The sequence below is a fragment of the Pseudomonas sp. MWU349 genome, from assembly GCF_017947325.1.
GTDB lineage: Bacteria > Pseudomonadota > Gammaproteobacteria > Pseudomonadales > Pseudomonadaceae > Aquipseudomonas > Aquipseudomonas protegens.
Genome location: NZ_JAFEVP010000008.1, coordinates 1 through 22,262, shown reverse-complemented (window position 1 = coordinate 22,262; position 22,262 = coordinate 1). Strand labels below are relative to the sequence as shown.

General features: G+C 58.1%; 15 protein-coding genes. 7 read left to right on the top strand and 8 right to left on the bottom strand.

Annotation, left to right across the window (positions count from 1 at the left end; all coding sequences use genetic code 11):
- Window positions 1–75: 75 nt before the first annotated feature.
- Window positions 76–969, bottom strand: a complete 894-nt coding sequence (locus KCG88_RS27465; RefSeq protein WP_210713558.1) for a LysR family transcriptional regulator — start codon at window positions 967–969, stop codon at window positions 76–78.
- Between the two features lie 104 nt (window positions 970–1,073).
- Between KCG88_RS27465 and KCG88_RS27460 the strand changes: the two genes are divergently transcribed.
- Entirely contained in the window at window positions 1,074–2,234 is a 1,161-nt protein-coding gene (locus tag KCG88_RS27460; RefSeq protein WP_210713557.1) for a YbfB/YjiJ family MFS transporter, read from the top strand.
- A gap of 8 nt (window positions 2,235–2,242) precedes the next feature.
- Here the strand turns inward: KCG88_RS27460 and KCG88_RS27455 are convergent, their stop codons facing one another.
- From KCG88_RS27455 to KCG88_RS27445, 3 genes are all read right to left on the bottom strand, one after another.
- Window positions 2,243–3,166, bottom strand: coding sequence for a DMT family transporter (locus KCG88_RS27455; protein ID WP_047284674.1), 924 nt, complete (start codon window positions 3,164–3,166; stop codon window positions 2,243–2,245).
- Window positions 3,167–3,252: 86 nt separating this feature from the next.
- Complete coding sequence (locus KCG88_RS27450) at window positions 3,253–3,675, bottom strand: DUF2177 family protein (protein ID WP_210713556.1); 423 nt, start codon at window positions 3,673–3,675, stop codon at window positions 3,253–3,255.
- A 28-nt stretch (window positions 3,676–3,703) separates the two neighbouring features.
- Window positions 3,704–4,540 carry a S1-like domain-containing RNA-binding protein gene (locus KCG88_RS27445; protein WP_026020046.1) on the bottom strand — a complete coding sequence of 279 codons (837 nt, stop codon included), beginning with the start codon at window positions 4,538–4,540 and terminating at the stop codon, window positions 3,704–3,706.
- 342 nt (window positions 4,541–4,882) lie between these two features.
- On the opposite strand from KCG88_RS27445, the gene KCG88_RS27440 reads away from it, so the two are divergent.
- The 3 genes from KCG88_RS27440 to KCG88_RS27430 all read left to right on the top strand — a co-directional run bounded on the left by KCG88_RS27440 (window position 4,883) and on the right by KCG88_RS27430 (window position 6,923).
- Window positions 4,883–5,071, top strand: coding sequence for a hypothetical protein (locus KCG88_RS27440; RefSeq protein WP_016962619.1), 189 nt, complete (start codon window positions 4,883–4,885; stop codon window positions 5,069–5,071).
- 197 nt (window positions 5,072–5,268) lie between these two features.
- Window positions 5,269–5,988 (top strand): TorF family putative porin, encoded by a 720-nt coding sequence (locus tag KCG88_RS27435; RefSeq protein ID WP_047336019.1) that lies wholly within the window; start codon window positions 5,269–5,271, stop codon window positions 5,986–5,988.
- A gap of 65 nt (window positions 5,989–6,053) precedes the next feature.
- Window positions 6,054–6,923: a DUF6279 family lipoprotein gene (locus tag KCG88_RS27430; protein ID WP_210713555.1), complete on the top strand. Its 870-nt coding sequence runs from the start codon at window positions 6,054–6,056 to the stop codon at window positions 6,921–6,923.
- 7 nt (window positions 6,924–6,930) lie between these two features.
- Here KCG88_RS27430 and KCG88_RS27425 read toward each other — a convergent pair whose 3' ends face one another.
- Window positions 6,931–7,323 (bottom strand): hypothetical protein, encoded by a 393-nt coding sequence (locus KCG88_RS27425; protein WP_011059899.1) that lies wholly within the window; start codon window positions 7,321–7,323, stop codon window positions 6,931–6,933.
- Between the two features lie 197 nt (window positions 7,324–7,520).
- On the opposite strand from KCG88_RS27425, the gene KCG88_RS27420 reads away from it, so the two are divergent.
- Both KCG88_RS27420 and KCG88_RS27415 read left to right on the top strand, forming a co-directional pair.
- Window positions 7,521–8,264, top strand: a complete 744-nt coding sequence (locus KCG88_RS27420) for a thioredoxin family protein (RefSeq protein WP_047336018.1) — start codon at window positions 7,521–7,523, stop codon at window positions 8,262–8,264.
- 100 nt (window positions 8,265–8,364) lie between these two features.
- Window positions 8,365–9,312, top strand: a complete 948-nt coding sequence (locus KCG88_RS27415; RefSeq protein WP_210713554.1) for an AraC family transcriptional regulator — start codon at window positions 8,365–8,367, stop codon at window positions 9,310–9,312.
- A 141-nt stretch (window positions 9,313–9,453) separates the two neighbouring features.
- On the opposite strand, the gene KCG88_RS27410 is transcribed toward KCG88_RS27415, so the two are convergent.
- Window positions 9,454–10,035: a hypothetical protein gene (locus KCG88_RS27410; RefSeq protein WP_210713553.1), complete on the bottom strand. Its 582-nt coding sequence runs from the start codon at window positions 10,033–10,035 to the stop codon at window positions 9,454–9,456.
- A 336-nt stretch (window positions 10,036–10,371) separates the two neighbouring features.
- Between KCG88_RS27410 and KCG88_RS27405 the strand changes: the two genes are divergently transcribed.
- Complete coding sequence (locus KCG88_RS27405) at window positions 10,372–10,596, top strand: hypothetical protein (protein ID WP_047284417.1); 225 nt, start codon at window positions 10,372–10,374, stop codon at window positions 10,594–10,596.
- A gap of 167 nt (window positions 10,597–10,763) precedes the next feature.
- On the opposite strand, the gene KCG88_RS27400 is transcribed toward KCG88_RS27405, so the two are convergent.
- Together KCG88_RS27400 and KCG88_RS27395 are read right to left on the bottom strand one after the other, a co-directional pair.
- Window positions 10,764–11,198, bottom strand: coding sequence for a hypothetical protein (locus tag KCG88_RS27400; protein WP_210713552.1), 435 nt, complete (start codon window positions 11,196–11,198; stop codon window positions 10,764–10,766).
- Window positions 11,198–22,249 carry a DUF637 domain-containing protein gene (locus tag KCG88_RS27395; RefSeq protein ID WP_348984541.1) on the bottom strand — a complete coding sequence of 3,684 codons (11,052 nt, stop codon included), beginning with the start codon at window positions 22,247–22,249 and terminating at the stop codon, window positions 11,198–11,200. Before KCG88_RS27395 ends, KCG88_RS27400 begins: the two co-directional genes overlap by 1 nt.
- Window positions 22,250–22,262: the final 13 nt, after the last annotated feature.

The following is a 22,262-nucleotide window of genomic DNA, read 5'->3' as shown; positions in this document are numbered from 1 at the left end:
CCCTATCTTTTCCAGCGCGCTGCTGCGCAATGGCAATGAACTGTTACTGGATTAAAGCCAATGGCCATCGGGCGCTCAAGCATGGGCCCGCGCCTGCTGCGCAAGCTGCACGCCAGCGCTTTGTTGCAGCTCGATCCAGGCATTGAGGTTGGCGCCGACCATACCCTTGCGCCACATCAACCAAGTCGTGGCCCGGGCGAAAGGCTCGGCCAGGGCATGCACCGCCACGCTTTCGCGACCCGGCAGGCTGTCGAGCATCGACCGGGCCATCAGCGCCACCCCGGAACCGGCGATCACACAGGCCAGCATGCCCTGATAGGACTCGATCTCCATGGCCCGCCCCATCGCGGCGTGGTAGTGGGCAAACCAGGATTCCAGACGCATGCGATAGGAGCAGCCCTGGCGAAAGGTGAACACCGCACGGCCCTCCACGTCACGGGCCGTACGCACCGGCGGATGGTCGGCTTCGCTGATCAGTACCAGGGTCTCGTCGCACAGGGGCACGCCATCCAGGCCTGCCAGCTCCAGAGGCCCGTCCACCAGGGCCGCATCCAGGCGCCCGGTGAGCAAGCCTTCGAGCAACTCGCCGCTGGGCCCGGACTGCACCTGCAGGTTCACCGCCGGATAAGCCCGGTGATAACGCGCCAGCAAGGCCGGCAAGTGAATCGCCGCGGTGCTGTACATGGTGCCCAGGACAAACTCCCCGGCCGGCTGACCACCCTGCACCGCGGCATGGGCCTCATCGTGCAAGGCGAACAGGCGCGCGGCGTAATCCAGCAGCACCTTGCCCGCCGGCGACAACTGCAGGCGCTGACGCTCGCGCAGGAACAGTTCGACCCCCAGTTGCTCCTCCAGTTGCTTGAGCCGGGTCGAGAGGTTCGACGGCACTCGGTGCAGGCGCTCGGCGGCGCGAGTGATGGAGCCTTCCTCGGCCACGGCCTGAAAGATGCGCAATTGGCTGAACTCCATGATTTTCTCCAAAACTGAACAAGTTACTCAATATTATTCATTTTTAAAGAAAGTCAATCAGCCCTAGCCTGACGGTCATTACCCCCATTGATGGAAAGCCGACCATGTCTCCCCTGCTCCGCCTGCTCGCCAGCTTCATTGCCCTGATGATGGCCATGGGCATTGGCCGCTTCGCCCTGACCCCGCAACTGCCGCACCTGATCAGTGAAGGCCAGGTCGACCTGACCGCCGCCGGGCTGATTGCCGCCGCCAATTACCTGGGCTATTTGCTCGGAGCCCTGGACGCCATGTTCGCCCGGCGTCCGGCCCAGGTGCGCCTGCGCCTGTTGGGCGGCTTGTGGCTGTGCGTGTTGCTGACCCTGGCCTCGTTCTGGGCCCAGGGCTTCTGGCCGCATCTGCTGCTGCGCTTCGGCACCGGGGTGGCCAGCGCCTGGGTGCTGGTGATGATCACGGCCCTGAGCCAACCCCTGGCCCAGGCGGCGGGCCGGCCACGCCTCGGGGCCCTGGTGTTCGCCGGCCCGGGGCTGGGCATCATGCTCACCGGGCTACTGGCCCTGGGCTCCAATCTTCTGGGGCAGAGCTCGGCCAACCTGTGGCTGCTGTATGCCGCGGTCGCCTTGTTGATGCTGCTGGTGATCCTGCCGATCCTGCCCCCGGCCTCGGCGCGCCCCAATGGCGAAATGCAGAGCACCTGCGCCCCTGAGCACAGCGTGGCGCGCCTGGGGCTGGTCTACGCCCTGTATGGCGTGGGCTACATCATCCCCGCGACCTTTCTTTCGCAGATGGCCAATGCACGCTTCCAGGGCCAGTGGCAGGCCGACCTGTTCTGGCCCGGTTTCGGCCTGGCCGCGGCCGTGGGCGTGGCCCTGGCCAGCCTGCGTCGGCACACCCCACACAGCACCCGGCAATGGCTGATGGCGACCTTGTGGCTGCAGGCCGCCGGGGTCTTTGCCTGCCTGCTGGGCAGTGGCCTGGGGCTGGTATTGGGCGTGTTGCTGTGCGGCACGCCGTTCCTGGCCTGCATGCAACTGGTGATGCAGCGCTCCCGGGAACTGGCGCCGCAGTCGGCCCAGCGCAACGCCGGCCTGCTCACTGCCTGCTTTGCCGTGGGCCAGTTGAGCGGCCCGTTGCTGGCCGCCCTGAGCAGCCACTTCAGCGGCGACCTGCAACTGGCGCTGGTGGTGGCGGGCTGCGGCTTGCTGATCGGCGCCAGCCTGCTCTGGCAACTGCAACCAAGGGCACAGCGCCGTGCGGTGGTCTCGTGAAGCGCGGGTTACAACAAGCGCTGGATCCGCCGCCGCAGCCACTGTTCGGCGCTGACAAAGGTAATACCCAACAGCACCAGCATTGCCCCCAGCACGAAGTTGAGGCTCAAGGGCTCGCCCAGTAACAGCACGCCGAAGGTCACGCCGAACATAGGGGTCATGAAGGAAAACACTGCCAGGTTCGCCGCCAGATAACGCCGCAGCAGCCAGAACCAGGTCAGGTAGCTGAAGAACGACACCACCAGCCCCTGGAACAACACGCTGGCCACCGCTACCGGCGTCAGGCTGACCTGGGTCACCTGGCCGCTGAGCACGGCGATCAGCAACAGGCCGACGAAACCGACGATCAACTGATAGAACAGGGTCAGGGTCGCCGGCGCCTCGGACAGCCGCGAAGCCCGCACCACCACTGTGGTCGCGCCCCAGGCCAGCCCCGCCAGCAATCCCAGAATGTCACCCAGGAGCATGCGCCGGTCCAGGTTGTCCAGGGAGATCCCGCCGGCAAAGGCAATGCTGATGCCGATAAAGGCCAGGACGATCCCCAACCATTGCAAGGGCCGCAAGCGTTCGCTGGGCAACAGCCAATTGACCCCTAGGGCGGTGAAGATCGGTGCGGTGTAGAGAAACACCGACATGTGCGCGGCGCTGGTGAGCTTCAGGCCTTCGGCGATAAACAGGAACTCCAGGCCGAACAGAGCGCCGGCCAGCAAGCCGCCGCGCCAGGTACTGGAAACCTGGGACCAGCCGCCTTTCCAGCACATCAGTACAGCCACCAGCAGCGCCGAGATCCCCGAACGGGCGGCCGCCTGCATGATGGGTGCGATGTCCGCCGCGGCCCACTTGATCATCACCTGCTGCACGCCCCAGATCAGGCACAGCCCCAACATCACCTGCAGGGCAAACCCATCAGCGTTGCGCCGTTCGATGCTCACCGCCATACCTCACATTGATTCAATGACATGACCCCTACCCGAAATAAAGAACTGCCGCCGCGCCTGACTGGCCCCCTGGAGCAGACCTAGCTACCGCTGCCTGCGCCAGGCACCCAGCGGCAGGCACAGAAGACGCCGAAACTGCAGGCCAGGGCACTGGCCAGCATGCCCCAGGCCATGTCCAGCAGCGCCAGGGAAGCCGACCAGCCCTGCAAGGTCGCCCAGTTGCTCAGGTCATAAGTGCCATAGGCCACCAGCCCGAGCAGCGCCCCCAGGCACGCAGCCCGGCGCCAGCCGCCCTGTTGCAGGGCGGGCCGCACGGCGAACAGCAGGCAACCGCTAACGTAGAGGAGGTAGAACAGCGCTGCCGGCAACAGCCGTGGCTGTTCCAGCAGCAGCGCCCCCAACTGGGCCCGGTAGGTTTCGCCCATCATCAGCCCCAGCCAGAGCCCGTCGAGTAGCAGGAACGCCAGCAAGGTGGCGAGCCAGGCAACCAGCGTGGTTTTCATAAGCCTCGCCCGCAGCGTGAAGTGAGTCTCAGCTTAGCTCGATACGATCCGCGTGAATGACAATCTGGCCCTGCTTGTAGAGGGCACCGATGGCCTTCTTGAAGTTGCCCTTGCTAACCCCGAACAAACTGCTGATCAAGGCCGGGTCGCTCTTGTCGCTGACCGCTAGCGAGCCATCGTTTTCCCGCAACTTGGCAAGGATCTTCGAGTTCAGGCTGGTGGCCGCCTGTTCACCGACAGGTTGCAGACTCAGGCTGATCTTGCCGTCGGCGCGCACTTCCTTGATGAAACCTTTCTCTTGCATCCCCGAGCGCAGGAACTTGAACACTTCGTTCTTGTGGATCAGGCCCCAGTGCTTGTTGTTGATGATGGCCTTGAAGCCCATGTCGGTGGACTCGGCCACCAGCAAGTCGACTTCCTGGCCGGCCTTGTAGTTGGCCGGCGTCTTGTCCAGGTAGCGGTCCAGACGGGCCGTGGCGGTGATACGGCGAGTGTGCTTGTCCAGGTAGACATGTACCACGCAGTATTCGCCGGCGTTCATCTGGCGCTTTTCCTCGGAGTACGGCAGCAGCAGATCCTTGGGCAGCCCCCAGTCCAGGAACACCCCGATACTGTTAACTTCGACGACTTTAAGGCTGGCGAACTCACCAACTTGAACTTTCGGCTTTTCGGTAGTTGCGATTAACTTGTCAGCACTGTCCAAGTAAACAAAAACATTCAGCCAGTCTTCATCTTCGCTGGGAATGTCCTTGGGGATATAACGATTGGGCAGCAATATTTCGCCGTCCGCCCCACCGTCCAGATACAAACCAAAGTTAGTGTGTTTAACCACTTGCAAACTGTTGTAGCGCCCGACTAAAGCCATTTCCAATACCCTCATTGCGTGGGCGGCATTCTACCTGTTTTCCAGGCCTGCGTTGACGCTCCTGAATCGCCGGCCACGAAATCCTTGATTTTTCTGGCGCTCCCGGCGCTCAACCGGCCGCTCGTCAGGCGAACAGCCGTGCATCGAGCCTTTTCGGAGCACGGCGAGAGGGCAATTTTTTCGATGGGTCCTTAGTTAAAACAGCGACTTAGGAAAATATCCGAAAAATAAACTTAGGAAAAACAGCAGGAAGCGCCTTTGTGTTCCAGGGGATATTTACCAAGCAATTGTCAAGTATTTCTGATAAGATGCCTGGCCAAATTAATTTTCCCGAAAGGTTAAATGGCCGCCATGCGAGTAAAAGCCTCCAACAGCAAAGCAAAACCAGCTCCCGCCGTTGAAACCAGTGAATCGATCAACGAACAGATCGCAGCGTTCCTGAAATCGGGCGGCGAAATCCAGCAGATCGCCAAAGGCGTCAGCGGCCAGACTTTCGGCCCGTCCAAGCAGATCAGCCTGGGCAAGAAGTAACTCCCCCGCGCATTATCCTGGTCCCTTAGCGCTTTGCCCTCAAAGCGCTAGGACTGGCACCCCCTCTTCTCCCCACGACCAGCAAATCGACGAACGGCCTTCAGCCAATGGCATTCGCCGGTATCCTTTACCCCCTCTAGATCAATCGTTTCAGCCGCCTTTCAGGTTGTCGCTCCGCGCAGTTCAGGGAGTGCTGCATGCTCAAATCCTCGTTGCTGGCCTGCAGCCTGCTGTTGGCCTGCCCCATTGCCCATGGGCAAATCTTCCAGCGCGAGCTGGGGGATTTCGACCTCAAGCTGGGCACCAGCCCCAGCCGCAGCATGGCCCAGGGCCTGGTCAAGCCGGCTTCCAGCGGCTCGTTCCACGGCGGCCTCGACCTGAGCCACGACAGTGGCTGGTATGCCGGCCAGTGGGCCCCCAGCATGGGCCTGAGCCCCTCCAGCAAACTGGAGGTGGATTCCTACCTGGGCTTCAAGCAGCCCTTCGACCAGACCCTGGGCTACGAACTGGGAATGATCCACTACAACTACCCGCAGTTGCGGACCCAGGACAGCCAGGAATTCTACGGCGGCCTGACCCTGCTCGGCAGCCGCTTCGGCGCGGCCTTCAGCAACGACCCGGACAAACGCAACAGCACCCTGTTCGCTGACCTGGGCGGCAACGTACCGTTCGGCATTGGCGTCAGCGTCAAATACACCACCCATCAATTGAACAATGGCGTCTCGATCGCCGACGGCGGCTACGTGGCCGGCTTCAATGACTGGTCGATCAAGCTCTCGCGCCCCTGGCTGGGGATCGACCTGAACCTGATCTACAGTGACTCCAGCCTCAGCGGCAACGACTGCAGCGCCTACTCCGGGCATAACCCGCAATGCGACGGCCTGCTCACCTTCAAGGCCGAACGGGCGTTCTACTGAACGTCTGAACTGCGAGGCGCCTTCAGGGTTCAGATACAGCAACCCGCACTCGCAAGGACTCGAACATGGCGCGCCGCTGGCACCTCCTCATTCCGCTCCTGATCATCAGCCTGCTGCTGGGCGCCTGTAGCCGGGTCGGCCTGGCCTATCGCAACCTGGATGTGATCATTCCCTGGAACCTCAACGACTACCTGGACATGAACAGCGAGCAGAAGAGCTGGTTCAACCAGCGCCTGCAGCAGCACCTGAGCTGGCATTGCACCACCCAGCTCCCGGGTTACCTGGACTGGCTCGACCGCCTGCAACTGATGGTGCAGAACAACCAGGTCAGCGACCAGGGCCTGCAAGAGCGCACCCGGGAAGCCAAGCAAGCCATCGCCGAAACCGCCCGGCAGATCACCCCGTCCGCCGTGGAGCTGCTCCAGGGTCTGAACGACCAGCAAGTCAAAGAAATGAATTCTGCCTTCGCCAAGGACTTGCAGGAACACCAGGAGCAATACCTCAAGCCGCCGCTGGCGCAACAGATAGAGCAGCGCAGCCAACGCATGAAAAAGCGTCTGAACGCCTGGCTCGGCCCCTTGAGCCCGAGTCAGCAGCAACGGGTGGAACAATGGTCCAGCAGCCTGGGCGAGCAGAACCAGCAGTGGATCGCCAACCGAGCCCACTGGCAGGCGCAATTCAGCGCGGCCGTGGAGCACCGGCAAAACAGCGATTTCCCACAACGTATCGAGCAATTGCTGGTACACCGCGAGAGCTTATGGACGCCGGACTATCGCCAGGCCTACGCCCACACCGAACAGGCCGCACGCAGCCTGCTGGTGGACCTGATGGCACAAAGCACCCCGGCCCAGCGCCAGCGCCTGCTGAAGAAAATCGACGGAGTGCGCAAGGACTTCGCCGAGCTCAAATGCCTGCAGAACGCCCGCCAGGGCTAGGTGCAACCTAGGCGATCTGGGCCTTGGAGGCCACCTGATCGAAGGTCGCCGGATCCAGCGCATCGGCCTGCTCATCCAGCACCTGGCGCGGGTGATCATTGCCCGGGATGCTGCTGTCGATCAGGCACAGCAGGCTGGAACCTCGGGGCGTGAGCACGAAGTTCTCGCCATTGCCCCCCTCCTCTTCCGGCCGGCTTTCAATAAAGCCTCGGTCCAGCAGTAACTTTTCGTACTCGGTGGCGGTGACTTTCAGGTCATCCAGATTGCCGGTGGGCTCGCCTTCCGCCGCCTTGGCCGCCGCATGCTGCTCGGCATAGGGTCGCGGAGTGAAGCTGTGGCCGGCGCCGTTCTGCACTTCGTGCAGCAGTCGTTCGATCAGATCCCAGTTATAAGTCGTCATCCTGATTCAACCTCCAGACAAGCCAATGAAATGCCTTCACAAGTTGTGACCGGCAGGCCATTCAGCCGTTCAGGAAATCCACCCCAGGCCGCCGCCCCCTGATCGGAAAACCGCTGGGCGGTTTGTCGATCCACTCCAGCGCCAAGCGACTAGCGTGTGTAAGACCCATCGCCCCCACTGCCTTGAGGAGAGATGTCATGACCGTCACCGAGCATCCCGTGGTCTCCCGGGAACAATGGCTGCAAGCCCGCAAACAGCACCTGATCCACGAAAAGGCCTTCACCCGCCAGCGCGACCAGCTCAGCGCCGAACGTCGGGCGCTGCCCTGGGTGAAAATCGACAAACCCTATCAGTTTCATGGCCCCGATGGCCCGCTGGGCCTGGCCGATCTGTTTGGCGAACACAGCCAACTACTGGTCTACCACTTCATGTTTGCCGAAGGTTGGGAGGAAGGCTGCAAGGGTTGCTCGTTCGTCGCCGACCACTTCGATGGCGCCAACCAGCACCTGGCCCATCACGATGTAGCGCTGGTGGCCGTCTCCCACGCCCCTTATGCCGAGTTCCAAGCCTTTCGCCAGCGCATGGGTTGGCATTTCGATTGGTATTCCAGCGCCGGCGACGACTTCAACCAGGACTTCGGCGTCAGCCTCAGCACCGAGCAACTGGCCCAGGGCACTGCCAGCTACAACTACGAACAGGCCAGTGGCGATGAGCAGGAGTTGCCCGGGCTCAGCGTGTTCTACCGCAACCCGCAAGGTGAGATATTCCACACCTATTCCACCTATGCCCGCGGGCTGGACCTGTTGCTGGGGGCCTACAACTTCCTCGACCTGACGCCCAAGGGGCGCAACGAAGAGCAGATCATGGGCTGGGTCCGGCACCACGATCGCTACCAGGCAACGCCCCAGGGCAAGAGCAGCAGTTGCTGTTGCGACGATTGAGAACCTGCCGCAGGAGCCAGCTTGCCGGCGAATCGCACTCACAAACGGCACAAATCTGCGGCAGACTGTGACGACCCACACAGCCAACTAAGCTGTAGACATGAGCGCCGCCTATCACAGCCTCCACGAATACACCCTGCGCATGAGCCGGGTGCTGGAGCATATCGACCAACACCTGGACCAACCTCTGGAGCTGGCGGACCTGGCGCGGGTCGCACATTTCTCGCCCTACCACTTCCACCGCCTGTTCAGCGCCTGGGTCGGCGAGCCCCTGGGTGCCTACCTGCGCCGCCGACGCCTGGCCTGCGGTGCCTACCTCATGGCCAGCCGCCCCTCGGCCTCAGTGCTGGAAATTGCCCTGGAAGTCGGCTTCGGCTCCGGCGAGGCCTTTTCCCGGGCCTTCAAACAGCACTTCTCAGTCTCCCCAAGCACCTGGCGCGACACCGAGCCCAAACGCTGGCACCGCCGCCTGGACGACATCCGCGAACGCCGCCTGCGTGAATTGCGCAATCCTGATCAGACCCACATCCCCGCCTTCGACGATCCTGACGCCTTCATTCACCTGAAGGAAACCGCGATGAAGGTCACCCTGCAGCAACTACCCGCCACCCGCGTGGCCTACCTGCGCTACATCGGCGCCTACGGCCCGGGCATTGGCGTGTTCTGGCGCGAAACCGCAGCGCCATGGATGCTCGAACATCAACTTTTCAACCGCGTGCGCTACGGCATCGGCCACGACGACCCGGACCTCACCCCCGCCGACAAATGCCGCTACGACGCCTGCGTGGAAGTACCCGAAGACTTCAAGGCCAGCCCTCCCGCCGTAATCACCACCCTGCCCGGCGGCCTCTACGCCGTGGCCCACTACCGCGGCCTGGGCCCGGCTATCGCCGACGCCTGGATCGAACTGTGCCGCGACTGGCTGCCCAAGAGCGGCCTGCAATTCGACCCGCGCCCGGCCTTCGAACGCTACCCGGCGGATGCCTTCTACGACGTCAAGACCGGGGAGCTGGAGTGTGAGATCTGCATTCCGGTGAAAAAGCTATAACCCAAAAAGCATGTTGATCCCCCTGTAGGAGCGAGCTCGCTCGCGAACAACGCCAACGATAACGCGCCGCTACTGAAAGAACGCGACGCCCTGGCGCTCATCGCGAGCGAGCTCGCTCCTACAATCCCTCCACACACTCACTCAACGAGAAGGAATGGCCGTGATATCGCGAACGATGAACCTCGGCAGAGCACAAATGTAGAAGTTCTCCACATCCGAATTACCGCTGTTGGTGATCGCCCCCAACATGGTCTTCATATTGCGCAACTGGCCCATGGCCCCGGCCGGCTGCAAACCATCGCGCTCCTGGGCGAAATGCAACACCTCGGCGCCGTCGCGCTTGACCTGCACCTTGTAGCCAAAGTCGACACTGGCCAGGATCGTATTGTCATCGACGACCATCGACACCAGCCCGCCCTGGGAATCACTGAGGCGGCGCTTGTACACCGCATTCACATCCAGCAAGTAGTCGGCGCTGTCCTTGGTGGCGGCATAGCGATTGGCATTGCCCAATTGCCGGATCAACTCCATGCCCAGTTGCTGGCGCAACTTGTCCTCGGGCAGAAAGCGCTCGCTCTCGCCGACCAGTTGCAGGTTGAAGGTGTCGATCCAGTAAGTCGCGTTGGCGGGAATCCGTACCGGTTTGGGCGAGATGTAATAGTCCGGGGTGGAGGCGCAACCGGCGAGCAAAGCGAGGGTGAAGAGCAGAGACAACAGACGCATGACGGATCTTCCTTGAGAAGGTTTCAACAACGCACCGCCACCTGAAAACCACCCCTGCATGGCGATAAGCGGCGGCATTGTAAGCCAGGAAAATCACGGCGGACCGGCTTGAACAGGTCCTCTCGACAAATTAGGAATTGCCTTACCGCAGAAGCAGACAATCCAGTAGGAATGAGGCTTAAAGGACAGGGAGGAACGCTGGATATAGTCGAGGGAGCGTTGAAAGAACGACCGGGTTTGGCGATCTGATTTACAGAGTCCTCAGTCAAACCAAAAACGCTCAATAAATGACTCGTTATCAAGCTATAACCGACCCCTAACTGCAACACTCCCTCCCTGCTGATCGATACCCAAGCTCCCATAGACGTCCTGCACGATGCAATGGCGCATTGCATTCGCGCCGTGACTCAACTGCTGGAGAACTTAACGGCTTCTGATGACACGCCCAGAGATGTAGTGGTGCTTCAGGAACTGTCGCTGGTGTGCAACATTTTGCTGCGCGATGGGTGTGATTTAATGGATGTGACGACAAGGCGGATGCTGGAGCAGGTGCTCCAGTAAGCAAAAAAGGCAGCTTGAACAGGCTGTGTGAAAACGCAGCCTGTTGAAAATTAGCATAAACAGAAAGGGGCGGTACAAAGCAGCTCCACTTCAACCTTGATATTTAACTAAAAGCACAGTTTGCGCCCAGCTCAAAAAATACATCCCCCCAAACTCAGCAAACACTTTCACAATCTGGCGGAAAGATACTCCTCACTCTCCAAGAGAGTATAAACGTCTTTCTTGCAATCAAAATACACCTGACCATCATCATATATCACTCGCCCTCCGAACGCTTTTCCTATCGCACAAGCAACTGCCACTGAAAACAACATATTATGTTCCGAGCTCCTTGTAACTTGAGCAACAATAGGCAAATCCACTTCTGAGCTTTCTCTCAAATCCTCAGCCACTTCCATAAAACTAATCCAACACAGAGGTTTCTGCTCTTGATCATGCACAAAGACAAAACTATTAATTAGCTCCCCCCCTCCGCCAAGACTCACACCAACCCTTAGCTGACCTGCCGATATAAAAAAGCCGGAAAGAAAGGTAAACAGTCCACCCAAGAGACTCTTAAAATCAGGAACCACCCTGATCGGAACAAATAAACCAGCCGACATCATTCCCACCCTTTATATTGAGAAACTCGACCAGAGGATATATTCATCCAGCCATCCTGAGTTTTTATATAAATATTATTCACCGTCCCTTCACCAACAACATTTGAGACTGGGGACCCCGACTTAAAGTGACTTAACATCTTTTCCATGGACACTCTTGTACTAGCTGCATCAATATACAAATCCCCCTTATACCCAGCTTTAGCCATATCCTCAGCACCACTAAGGATATTTCTTCTAACCGAGTTTATACTAGTCCCTTTGACTGTCTTAAGTTGAACAGGAACACCATCAAGCCAGCCATCAATGCCCGCAAAACTAGGTGTATCGGCCCCCTTAAATTCACCACCTCTAAAGGAAACGATATCAGATGCCTGTTTAAACTCGTGATCCTCTAAAGCCCCCCTAACTACAGTCCCTTTCTTTCCTGAAGGTAATGCCAACGTAAAATTAGCATCGTTAGCCGCTGGCTTATCAATACCTACAACCTTAGTTTCCCCAGAGACTAGATTTTTCGCGGTCTCTTTTGTAGCGTTGGCACCAGCTTGCTCCTTAAGTAAAACAGAAGCTCCCGTCCCATTCGCGAGCTTAGCCGCGCCCTTGAAGAGGACAATCTCAAGCGCCGCCCTAGCCGCAGCAGTCCCATAGTCGCGCATCGGGCTGACATCGCCAGGATAGTTCTCTGAGCTAAACGAATTGAGGACTTTACTGCCTTGAGTGTATTCGTACGGAGCAAACAACTGGCCCGTCGCCTGCCATCCATCATGGAACGAGAGCGTACCCCCCAATGCAGAGAAAGTAGGCAGTGCGCAACCTAAACCCGTGACGCAGGCCGGAGTAGTCAATATCGCACCGCCGAATCCGGCAGCTGCACCAACCGCTCCCAAGACTGCTCGGCTAGCATTACCTGAGCGACTAAGCTCTTTGTCGTTTCTTAGAAGTTCATCATTCGCCTTGTCCCATGCTCCATACTCATCAAAAGCTCCGGTGCCCATGAGCTTGGCTTGCGCATCCTTGAAGTTACGCCCATCCGCCTCAAGCTGTGCAACGGCGTTATACAAGGGATCATCAGGAGGAACCGAAGACAAGCAGTTTACCAAGGCACAGGCAGCGGCCCGAAGCTGGTAGGCATTCTCTGGGTCTTCGCGCTGTAGTTCCTCAAGGGCAAGGGTTTCTTTCTGGTGCAGTTGGCGATTGTATTCATCGGCCATCTGCGCAACCCATGAAGCCTTGTTGACATCACCTCCAGCAGCACCCGCTACCGCCAATCCAACAATTTGTGAGAATCCCTGCCTCAAAGCAGGCTGCTGATCAAAGATGTCATTCAACACTTGCGCCATGGCCTGACTGGCGCCAGCGGCGATAGCTCCTGTCTTGAAGTCACCTCCTGTAGCACTAGACACCGCGCCACCAAACAAGGCATGCATCGCGACTCTGGCTGCGCCCCCCTCAGCCCACATAGCCATCCCCGTTGTATCACCAGCATTCTTTGCAGCTTGCCAATGCTCTTGCGCATACCCCCCAACGAAGTTAAACGCAGTAGCGGCGACTACGTTTCCAGCTTGAGAAACCAGGCTTGCATTCAGGTTCTGAGTAAAACTACCTCCATCAATGGCGGTTTTAATCGCCCCTGCTGCCACCCCCTGAGCTCCCGCATGTGCTGCGAAACCACCAATACCCTCCAGTGTTCTGAGATCAAATCCTTTGGTGAGGCCATTAAAGGGTTTGGTTTGTCCCCCTAGCTGAGGATCTATAACTCCCGTGGTGAATCCAGCGGTCAGGCTCGATATTGCAGCGCCTTTCAAGCTGTCACTGCTGAAAGTTTCCTTGAACGCTGCGCCAAGATTGCCCTTGTTGTTGATGACACTGACAGCCCCGGTGCTGGCCATTGAAGTCAGGCCGGCCGTAACCATGGCGTTGCCCCAACCGGCAGCAACAAAGGTGCCTGCAGAAGCCCCAACGGTGGAAACCCCGCCAGCCGCCATAACGGTGCCACTACCTGCAGAACCGGCACCCGCAAATGCCGTACCCACCGCGCCACTCGCCGCGCCTGCGGTCAAAACAGTCACGATGATAATGATGGCCAGCATCGCCCCTTGGCCAAGCCCGGAATGGCTGTATTTGTAACTGTCATGGACCTCTTTCACCCTGCGCCAGTCCACATCGCCGCGCTTCTCGGCCTCCTTGAGCCAGGCCAGTTGTGGATCGGCTTGCACCATGGCGTCGATGGTCTGACTGATGGACTTTTGGTCGATCTGCTTGAGGTCGATCTTCAAACCATCGGTGGCTTTGATGATCAATTCGCCCTTAGCCACCAACTGACTCTGACGCAAAGTCTCATCGGTGTTGCCCTTACCCTTGGCACTGGTCCAGGCGAGGCTGTTACTGCTCTTCTCGTGACTCTCCTGGTGCAGGTCCTTCACCCCTTCAAAGGTGATGGCACCACCGCTATCCAGGGTGATGTCCTTGCTGCTTTGCAACTTGGCGACCTGATACCTCTGGTCACCGTAACTCTTGAGCGTCAGGTCTCCCCCGGTCTTGATCCCACTGCCAACGTTAGAGACTTGGGTGACTTCATCACGCTGGGTTTTCTTCTTGCCCCAGCTACCCTTTTTCTTCATGTCGTACAGCGAGTAATCGCTGTCCTGCGCTGCTAGCAATTCCAGCTTGTCGCCAGCCACCAGATACGCCTCATCACCTGCCTCGACTCGACTGGAGATCAGCATCAGGTTGTTGCCAGCGCCCAAGGTCACATCGCCACCCGCTTGGACGCTGGTCCCTACCTGCTTGATATGGTCTTCCTGACGGGTGACTTTCTTGCTCTTGCTGTAGGAATGCTGCTCATCCGCTGCGGAGGCCAGGGTAAGGTTCTCCGTGGCAGACATGGTGATGTCGCGCGCGGCTTCAATCTCGCTGGCGATAGCGGTGATATCGCGTCCTGCTTCAGCCTTCAAATCACGGCCAGCTTCTACCACAGAGCCAAACTGGGTGACGGTTTTATTTTGCCTACGCGAACTTTGCTCTAGATTGTCGAGTTGCTCTGCGGACGCAATGTTTATGTCACGCCCCGCCCGGAGTGTCAGGTCGCTACCACTTTTCAGACCTCCACCGATATTGCTAATGTCACGTCCGGCTTGCAGGGTCAGGGCATTCGCCGCCTCAATACGAGCAGCGCTATCCATCACATCATTTTGATAGTGGGACCTTCCAAATTGACTTTCCAAGCGAGTGGACGTCCGCTCGTTAAGAACATCCCCCTGGGTAGCAATAACGTTAACGTCACGCCCGGCGATGATGCCTCCCGCCTTGTTCACCAGAGTATTACCTGCAAGCAGATCCAGGCGATTGCCGGCCTCAACAAGGCCGCTATTGACTAGATGATGTCCTGTCTGGACAGACAGGTTCCCGGTCGCTCGCAGCGTGCCGGCATTATCCAGGTTCTTCCCAGCGATCAGGTTGAGGTCATTACCGGCAATCAGCGCGCCATTGGGCGCCAAGCGGTTATTGGTTTGGGCCAAATACAGCACGGGCACCAAAACTTGCTCCCCGTTGACCTCTGCTTTTTCCAGCCAGACGATGTCGTGGGTCAGAGCCGCTACTTGCTCCGAAGTCAGACTGACACCCAACGACAAGCTAAGTGAGTCTTTGCTCTTGATGGCGTTGTCCATCAGGTACTTGAACAGCTTCTCGTCGCTATTCTGGCCGTCGATAAAGCGCTGGCCTGTACGGGCTGCCACGGCCTGCTGGATCAGCCGTTGTTCATAGAAACCGTCGCCCAAGCGCTTGGCGCTTTCGTCTGGGTTGTAACCGAGGTTGGACAATAAGTAGTCCGAGCTCATGAACTGCTTGAGTTCGGTCAGCAACGGGTTGGTTTCGATCAGGTACTTGTGCGGTTGCGAACGGATGAGACTGTCTGGCAGACCTTGTACGCGGCTGATGCTCTGTGAGCTCCATGAGGTGACCTGATTGTCCACCGCAGCGGTTGGCAGGGTTATGCGCCCAGCAAGCTCAGCGTCATTTACCGGCACGGTGACATTGTTCGTCGCCGTATCAGCCGCAATATCAGATTTTTGACGATCGCTCTGAGGCAGCTCCGGCGTGCTGGTCAGCGTCAATGATGAAGCAGTGATCTGCACCTCACGCCCCGAACTGACAGGCAGAGCTGGGTGGCGCTGTGCACTGCTGACCACCGCACTGCCCATGCTCCAGTCTTGCGGCCCGCGAGGAGCTTGTGTATTGCCGCTTTGCTGGCTCAAGCGGAACAAACCGTTCTGGCCAGAAGGCAGGTTGAACCCAGGCAAGGCCAGTGGATTAATTTGCTGTTGTGCAAGATCGGGAGGTAACTGTTTATTTAAAAGAATAACAACAGGCGCGCCAGCCTCCCCTACCTTTGTATCTACACTACGAAAATCTCCGCTTGCACTTTGAGTAAACGACCGCTCCACCCCATTGGAGAACTTTTCAGTGGCCGCAATAGATAAAGCACCACCTGCCTGAACAATTGACGGAATAAATTTCGACCCCGTATCCGCCACTATTTTTTCGGAAATTACGTCAGCCCCTTTAAATCCAACTGACGCTTCAGAACTCACACCACTTACATATCGACCAGATGGAATAGGCAGAGCCCTATCAAGATGCCCTACTAAACCACCGATATAGACCCAAGAGCTTCCAAATATTTGCCAGGCTTTAGCCTGCTCCCCCTTTGCTGTATTTGTAAGACGAACTCTTACCGGGGTTACTTCTTCTGCACCAACGGCATTCCAAAAATGTACACCACCATTGTAATTAGGATCATTTATTGAGTTATAGGTCAAGGCATCAGCCCAAAGGGCTTTATTGGATGCGTTTAAATTTAAGTACTTTATTGATTTATATCCACCCAAAGAAGTCCCCATATTGGAGAACGATTGAGTCTCTATAGAAATATTACCAACCGCACCGATTAATGAATTAGCATTAACAACATCCCCTCCCAAAATGGAGAGATTACCGCCTGAAACTAAACCAGCTTGCTTTGATCCTTTGCCAACTATACTTTTTTCGCCATAAGTCTCCACTAATACAAAATGCGAGCGAGTACCGTTTCTTCCTCGCTCATCATCGTAAATACTGCTGCACTCATAGCAACGAACGCCAATATATCCAGACTCCAACTTTGACTCAACATCAAAATCGGCTCGCTTATTTAAAACCACATCAGAAAAAATAGAAAAATCCCCCACACTTTCTATTACCCCTGAAATATTTTCCAACAACGCCGATCGAGCGCCCAGTTCATTTTTAGCAATACGAACCAAACCCAAACTATAAATATCCGAGTTCTTATTACTCAGACTATCAACATACAGATTCATGTTAGAGCCGCTAAAAACAGCCCCATCTAGGTTTTGCAAGTTTTCAGTAGCCAACGTGAATGCCCGTGAGCTACCCAAAGAGCCACGATTAGTGATAACTCCCGCTTTGATCATCAAATCAGCAGCAGATGTCAGCCGGCCTGCATTATTTAGCAATCCATTGATGCTGATTGTTGTGGTATCTCCACCCGCCAAGCTCCCCCCGCTGGCCAGGTTCATCTGCGCCGCACTCAGCCCCAGAGTGCCCTGGCTGCTGGCGCGCCCGCTGCCACTGTAGGTTCCTCCAAACGTCAGATTGAGGCTGCCATCACTCGCAATCAGCCCGTCGTTAGACCAGTTCTGACCCGTGCCCACCAGGCTTTCGGAAGCCAGAAGCTGGCCACCCGCAGTCTGGTTGAGGGTGTTGACGTTGACCGTCAAGCGGCCAGCCTGAATCACGCTACTGTTGGTCCAGGTGTCGGTGTTCAGCGTCAGGGCGCCGCGGGTGACCAAGGTGCCGCCCGCCCGGGTCAGGTTATCGGTGCTGATGTCGAAGGTGCCGCTACCGGCGTGCAGGACACTACCGCCTTCGTTCAGAAAACTGCCGACATTCAGAGACAGGTCATTGTTGGCGGTTTCCAGGGTGCCGGCACGGCTATCGAACACTCCGCCGATCTGGAATTCAGTTTTGCCGCTGGTGCCCAACGCACGCAGCTGTCCCTTGCGGTTATCCACGCTGGCGGCGTCGATGGTCAGGGCATGATCGCTTTCGATAATGCCTTTCTGGTTGTTCAGGACGCCGCTGAGTTTGAGGTCGATCTGGCTACCAGCGACTTGGCCGCGGACATCGCCGCTGTTGTCAAAACTACTGGCACTGACGCGGACCGCCTGCTTCGCATACAGGCCGCCATCGCGGTTGTCGAAAGCGCCGGTACTGATGAGGACATCACCGGTTTGCGCCGAGAGGCGGCCACCGTTGTTGTTGATACCGGCGCTGACGAGGTTCAGGGCTTGCGCCTGTATCACCCCGGCCTGACGGTTATTGTGCAGATCGAGATCGTTACGCAGCCAGCCACCCAGGGCTTTGGCTTGCAGGATGCCCTTGAGACTGGACAGGGTGCCACCACGGTTATCGATGGTGCTGGCCTTGATATCGAGGTCTCCCGCCTCGGCGATGACCGTGCCGCTCTGGTTGTCCAGATCGCCACTGATGTCGAGGCTCAGGCCAGTCTTGCTTTGGATCGAGCCTTTGCCGTTGTCGAGGCTAGCGGCCTGGAGTTGCAGCTCGGCGTTCTGGCTATGAATCAGGCCGGCGTCACTGTTTTGCACCGCGCCCTCAGTGGCGAGGGTCAACTTGTGGTTGGCCACAATGGCGCCGTGATTGCGGTTGTCCAGGCTACCGGCGAGCAAGTTCAACCAGCCCTCGCTGGCCAATTCACCGCCCTGGTTATTGATCTGAGTAGTGCGCTTGAGCAACAGGGATTCGGCGCTACCTATCTTGCCCTGGCTGTTGATCAAGGCACCGAGCAGGTCGAGGGTGACCGCCCCTTTGCTGATCAGCAAGCCGTTGCTGTTATCGAAGCGAGTGCCAATCAGGCTCAGCGCCTGCTGAGTGCTGATCGTGCCGCCGGTGTTGTCGAGGGCTTGCACATTCAAGCCGAGCGCCGCGCCGCTATCGATCAAACCGCCTTGAGCGTTGCTGAGCAAACCACTGACGTTGAGAGTCTGCTCGGCAGCGCTTGAGAGGGCACCATGGTCACTGTTGTCAATGCTGGCGGCGGTAACGCTCAGGGCTTGCTGGCTAACCAACGCGCCGCCGCCACGATTGAGCAGGCTGTTGGCGAGACGGGCATCGACATTTCCATAACGGCTGGAAACCGTGCCGTTATTACGGTTGTCCAGATCGATGCCTTTGACATCCACCCCTTGCCAGCCGGACATCAGGCCGCCCTGGTTGCTCAGTTGGGTGGCATCCAGGATCAAGCTCTGGTGGCTGATCAACTTGCCGTCGTTGTTGTCCAGCGTGCGAGCGACAAGGCTGAGGTTTTCAGTGGTGGAAATCTCGCCACCCAGGTTGTGCAGGTCCCGCAGGTGCTGGATGGTCAACGGACCGCTGCTTCTAACAAGGCCGTTCTGGTTGTCAAGGTCGCCCGTGGCCCGGCCCAGGTCGATGGCAACGGCAGAGCCTGACAGTGAGCCATGCTGGTTATCCAGGCCGCGACTATTGAGGGTCAGAGTATTGCTGGCGTCGATCAGCCCTTGCTGCCGATTGCTGAGTTGACCGTCGATATTCAGCAGCAGGTCACTGCGACTGGTCAGGGTGCCTGCATCGTTGTTCAGGCGGGCAGCACGAGCATCAATAGACTGCGCCGCGATCAGGCCCTTGAGGTTGTTCAAGACCTGAGCGATACGCAGAGTCAGCCCCTGGTTACCCAGCAACTTGCCGCCTGTGTTGTCGAGGCTATCGGCAGTCAGGGTAAACGCCTGCGCACTGGAGATTTCACCGTCCTGATTATTCACTTCCTTGAGGTTTTTCAGGCTCAACAGCTGGCCGTTGATCAAGCCCCCCTGGTTGTTCAACCGGCCATGGTTGAGGTCCAGTTCTACGGCGGTCTGGCTCGACAGCTTTCCGCCTTGTTGCTCCAGTCCACTCACCGTTGCGCTCAAGACCTGGTTGCTGGTGAGCTGCCCGCCGTCCTGGTTGGTCAATTGCTCGGCATGAATATCGAGAGTCTCGCGGGAACTGACATTGCCCCCATGACTGTTATCAAAAGCCCCGGTAACGATCGTCAAGGGCCCGGCACTGCTCAAGGTGCCTGTGTGGCGGTTATCCAGGCTCAGGCTCTGCAGCGTAAGGCTTGCATCGGTCACCAGTTGCCCGCCCTGATTGTCCAGCGCTCCCAGGCTTGTAACGCTGACGGAGCCGGCGCTGCTCAGGCTGCCTTGACGGTTGTCTAAGCTCGCGACCTTGACGCTTGAGCGGCCTTCGCTGCTCAGCAAGCCCTGGCGATTGATCAGCTCGCCACGAAGGTCAAGATCAAGGTCTTTCTCGCTGATCAGGCTACCGGCACTGTTATCAAGCTTGCTTGCGCTCAGGCTCAGTCCGCTCTGCGCACGCAGCTCGCCTTTGTTGCGGTTCAGAACCTGATCGATTGTCAGGTTCAGGGCCTGTCCGGCTATCACCCGTGCGCCATCACTGTTATTCAGTTGCTGGCTCTCTAGGCTGATAGCCGCCTTGCTGGAGATTTCACCGCCGCGGTTGTCAATGTCTCCAACCTTGAGTTGTATCCCCTGGGTTGCACTGACCAGGCCACTGCTCTGATTGTCCAGAGTACTGCCATCGAGCTGAAGTGTGCCTTGGCTAATCAACAGCCCCTTGCGGTTGTTGATTTGTGCGACCTCGATAACGAGATCACTCTTGCCGGACACCTTACCCTCGGCGTTGTCCAGACTGGCGGCGCTGAGCCGGGTAACACCGTCACCAACCAGTGTGCCGCCCTGGTTCAACAAATATCCGTCAACGGCAACGCCGGTAACGCCACGGCTGCTGAGCATGCCCGTGCGGTTATCCAGGCTAGCGCTGTGCACCTGCAGAGCAGCGGCGGAAATATGGCCTTTGACGTTAGCCAGCGCCTTGTCGATGCGCAGGGTCAGCGCCTGGGCGCTGATGAGTTTGCCGGCGCTGTTATCGAGGTTGTTGGCGGCCAGGGTGAAGGCCTGGGCACTGGAAATCTCGCCGCTCTGGTTGTTCACCCCATTGAGGTTTTTCAACATCAGCAGCGGTCCATTGATCAGGCCCTGCTGGTTATTCAACAGACCATGATTCAGGTCCAGGCTCAGCGAGGTTTTACTGAACAGCCGCCCTCCCTGTTGGTCAAGACCGGTCACGCTGGCGGTCAAGGCATGGTCGCTGGCGATGAGGCTGTCCGTGCCGTTGCTGACCTGCTCGGCCTTGAGATCGAGGCTGTCCTTACCGATAAGGTGCCCGCCTTGAGTGTTGTCGAAGGCTCCCGTGTTCAGGCGCATCGCCCCGTTCGCACTGATGTTGCCCTGGCGGTTGTCCAGGTAGGCGCTGCTCAGGCTCAAGCCCTGATCGGCGCTGATCGAGCCCGTCTGGTTGTTCAACGCACCGCGGCTGGTCAGCTTGATTGCGTCATTACTGAATACTTTGCCGGCTGAGTTGTTGATGTCTTTCGCCGTGAGGTCAATGCCACCGTCGCTACGCAGGCCGCCACGAGTGTTATCCAGTTCGCCGCTAAGCAACAGGCTCAAACCCTGTTGGCCAGACAGTTTGCCGTCGCGGTTATCCAGGCGCTGGCCTTGCAGCGTCAACTTGCCTTTGCTGAACAACAACCCCTTGTTCTGGTTGATGGCCTGCGCGACCTTGAGCCCCAGACCAGTACCCGACAGCACCTTACCGCCGCTGTTGTCCAAGTGCGTGGCGGTCACATTCACGCCTGCCACGCCAGTGATTTTCCCTTCTTGGTTACTGACCTCTTCAATATTGAGCTGCACGGTTCGATCAGCACGAACCTCGCCACTACGGTTATCCAAGCTAACAGCAGTCAAGGTCAGTAGGTCCTTGCCACTCAACAGACCTTCTCGGTTATCAAAACTACCCGTTTCTAAATCCATCGCGCCCTTGGCGCTGATCTGCCCCTTGCTTCGGTTATCCAATAGCCCGGTGATACGTGCACTCAGACCACCATCGCCGATCACCTTGCCGGAATGGCTGTTGTCCAAGCTGGCAGCATGCAATTGGGCAACAGCACCACTGGAAACCTCGCCCAGATTGTTGTTCAACGCACCGTCAACACTCAGGCTCAGGTCGCTCTGACTGGTGAAGGTGCCGGACTGGTTATCCAGCGCAGATACCCGTGCCGTCAGACCATTGGCCGAGATCACCCCTTGGACGTTGCTCAACGCCTGGTCCAAGCGCAGCACCAACGCTTGATCGCTAAGCAACTTGCCGCCACCGTTATCCAGGCTGCGGGCGTTCAAGGAAAACCCCTGTTCGGCGGAGATTTCACCGCCTTGGTTGCTGACGTCAGCAAGGTTTTTCAACACCAGGCTCGGGCCACGAATCAAACCGTCCTGGTTGTTCAGATACCCCTTATTCAGGTCCAGACTCAGTTCGCCAACGCTGGTCAAACGACCGCCATTGCGCTGGTCCAAGCCCGTTACGCTGGCGCTCAATGCCTGGTTACTGGCAATACGTCCGGCATTGCTGTTGTCGACCTGACGGGCCTTAAGCTCCAGGGTCTTCAAGCTGGTGAGCTGACCGCCTTGGTTATTCAGGTTGGCGACCTGGACCTTCAGATGCTCGTGGCTGTTGACCAGCCCGCCCTGGGCGTTGCTCAGTTGGCTGATCGCAAGATCAGCGCTACCGCTACTCAGCACCCGCCCCTCGTTCTGGTTATCCAAAGTCTCGGCGCGGAGGTTAACGTTCCGCCCTGCACTCAAAGTGCCGCCCTGGTTGTTTAGGGTCTGCTTGGTCGTGACGTTCAGATCGCGGCTGGCCACCACGCTCTTGCCGCTGTTGTTCAGGTTTTGCGCCGTCAGGGTGACATCGCCATTCGGGTTGCGACTGTTATCGGCGTTGACCCCGGCTTCGATGATGCCCTGATTGTTCAGTTGCCCGCCGCTGCCCAGGTTGATGCTGTTGGCCGCTGCCAGGGTGCTGTGGTTGTTCAGGTCGTCTTGGGTTTGCACCTTGAGGTCGGTG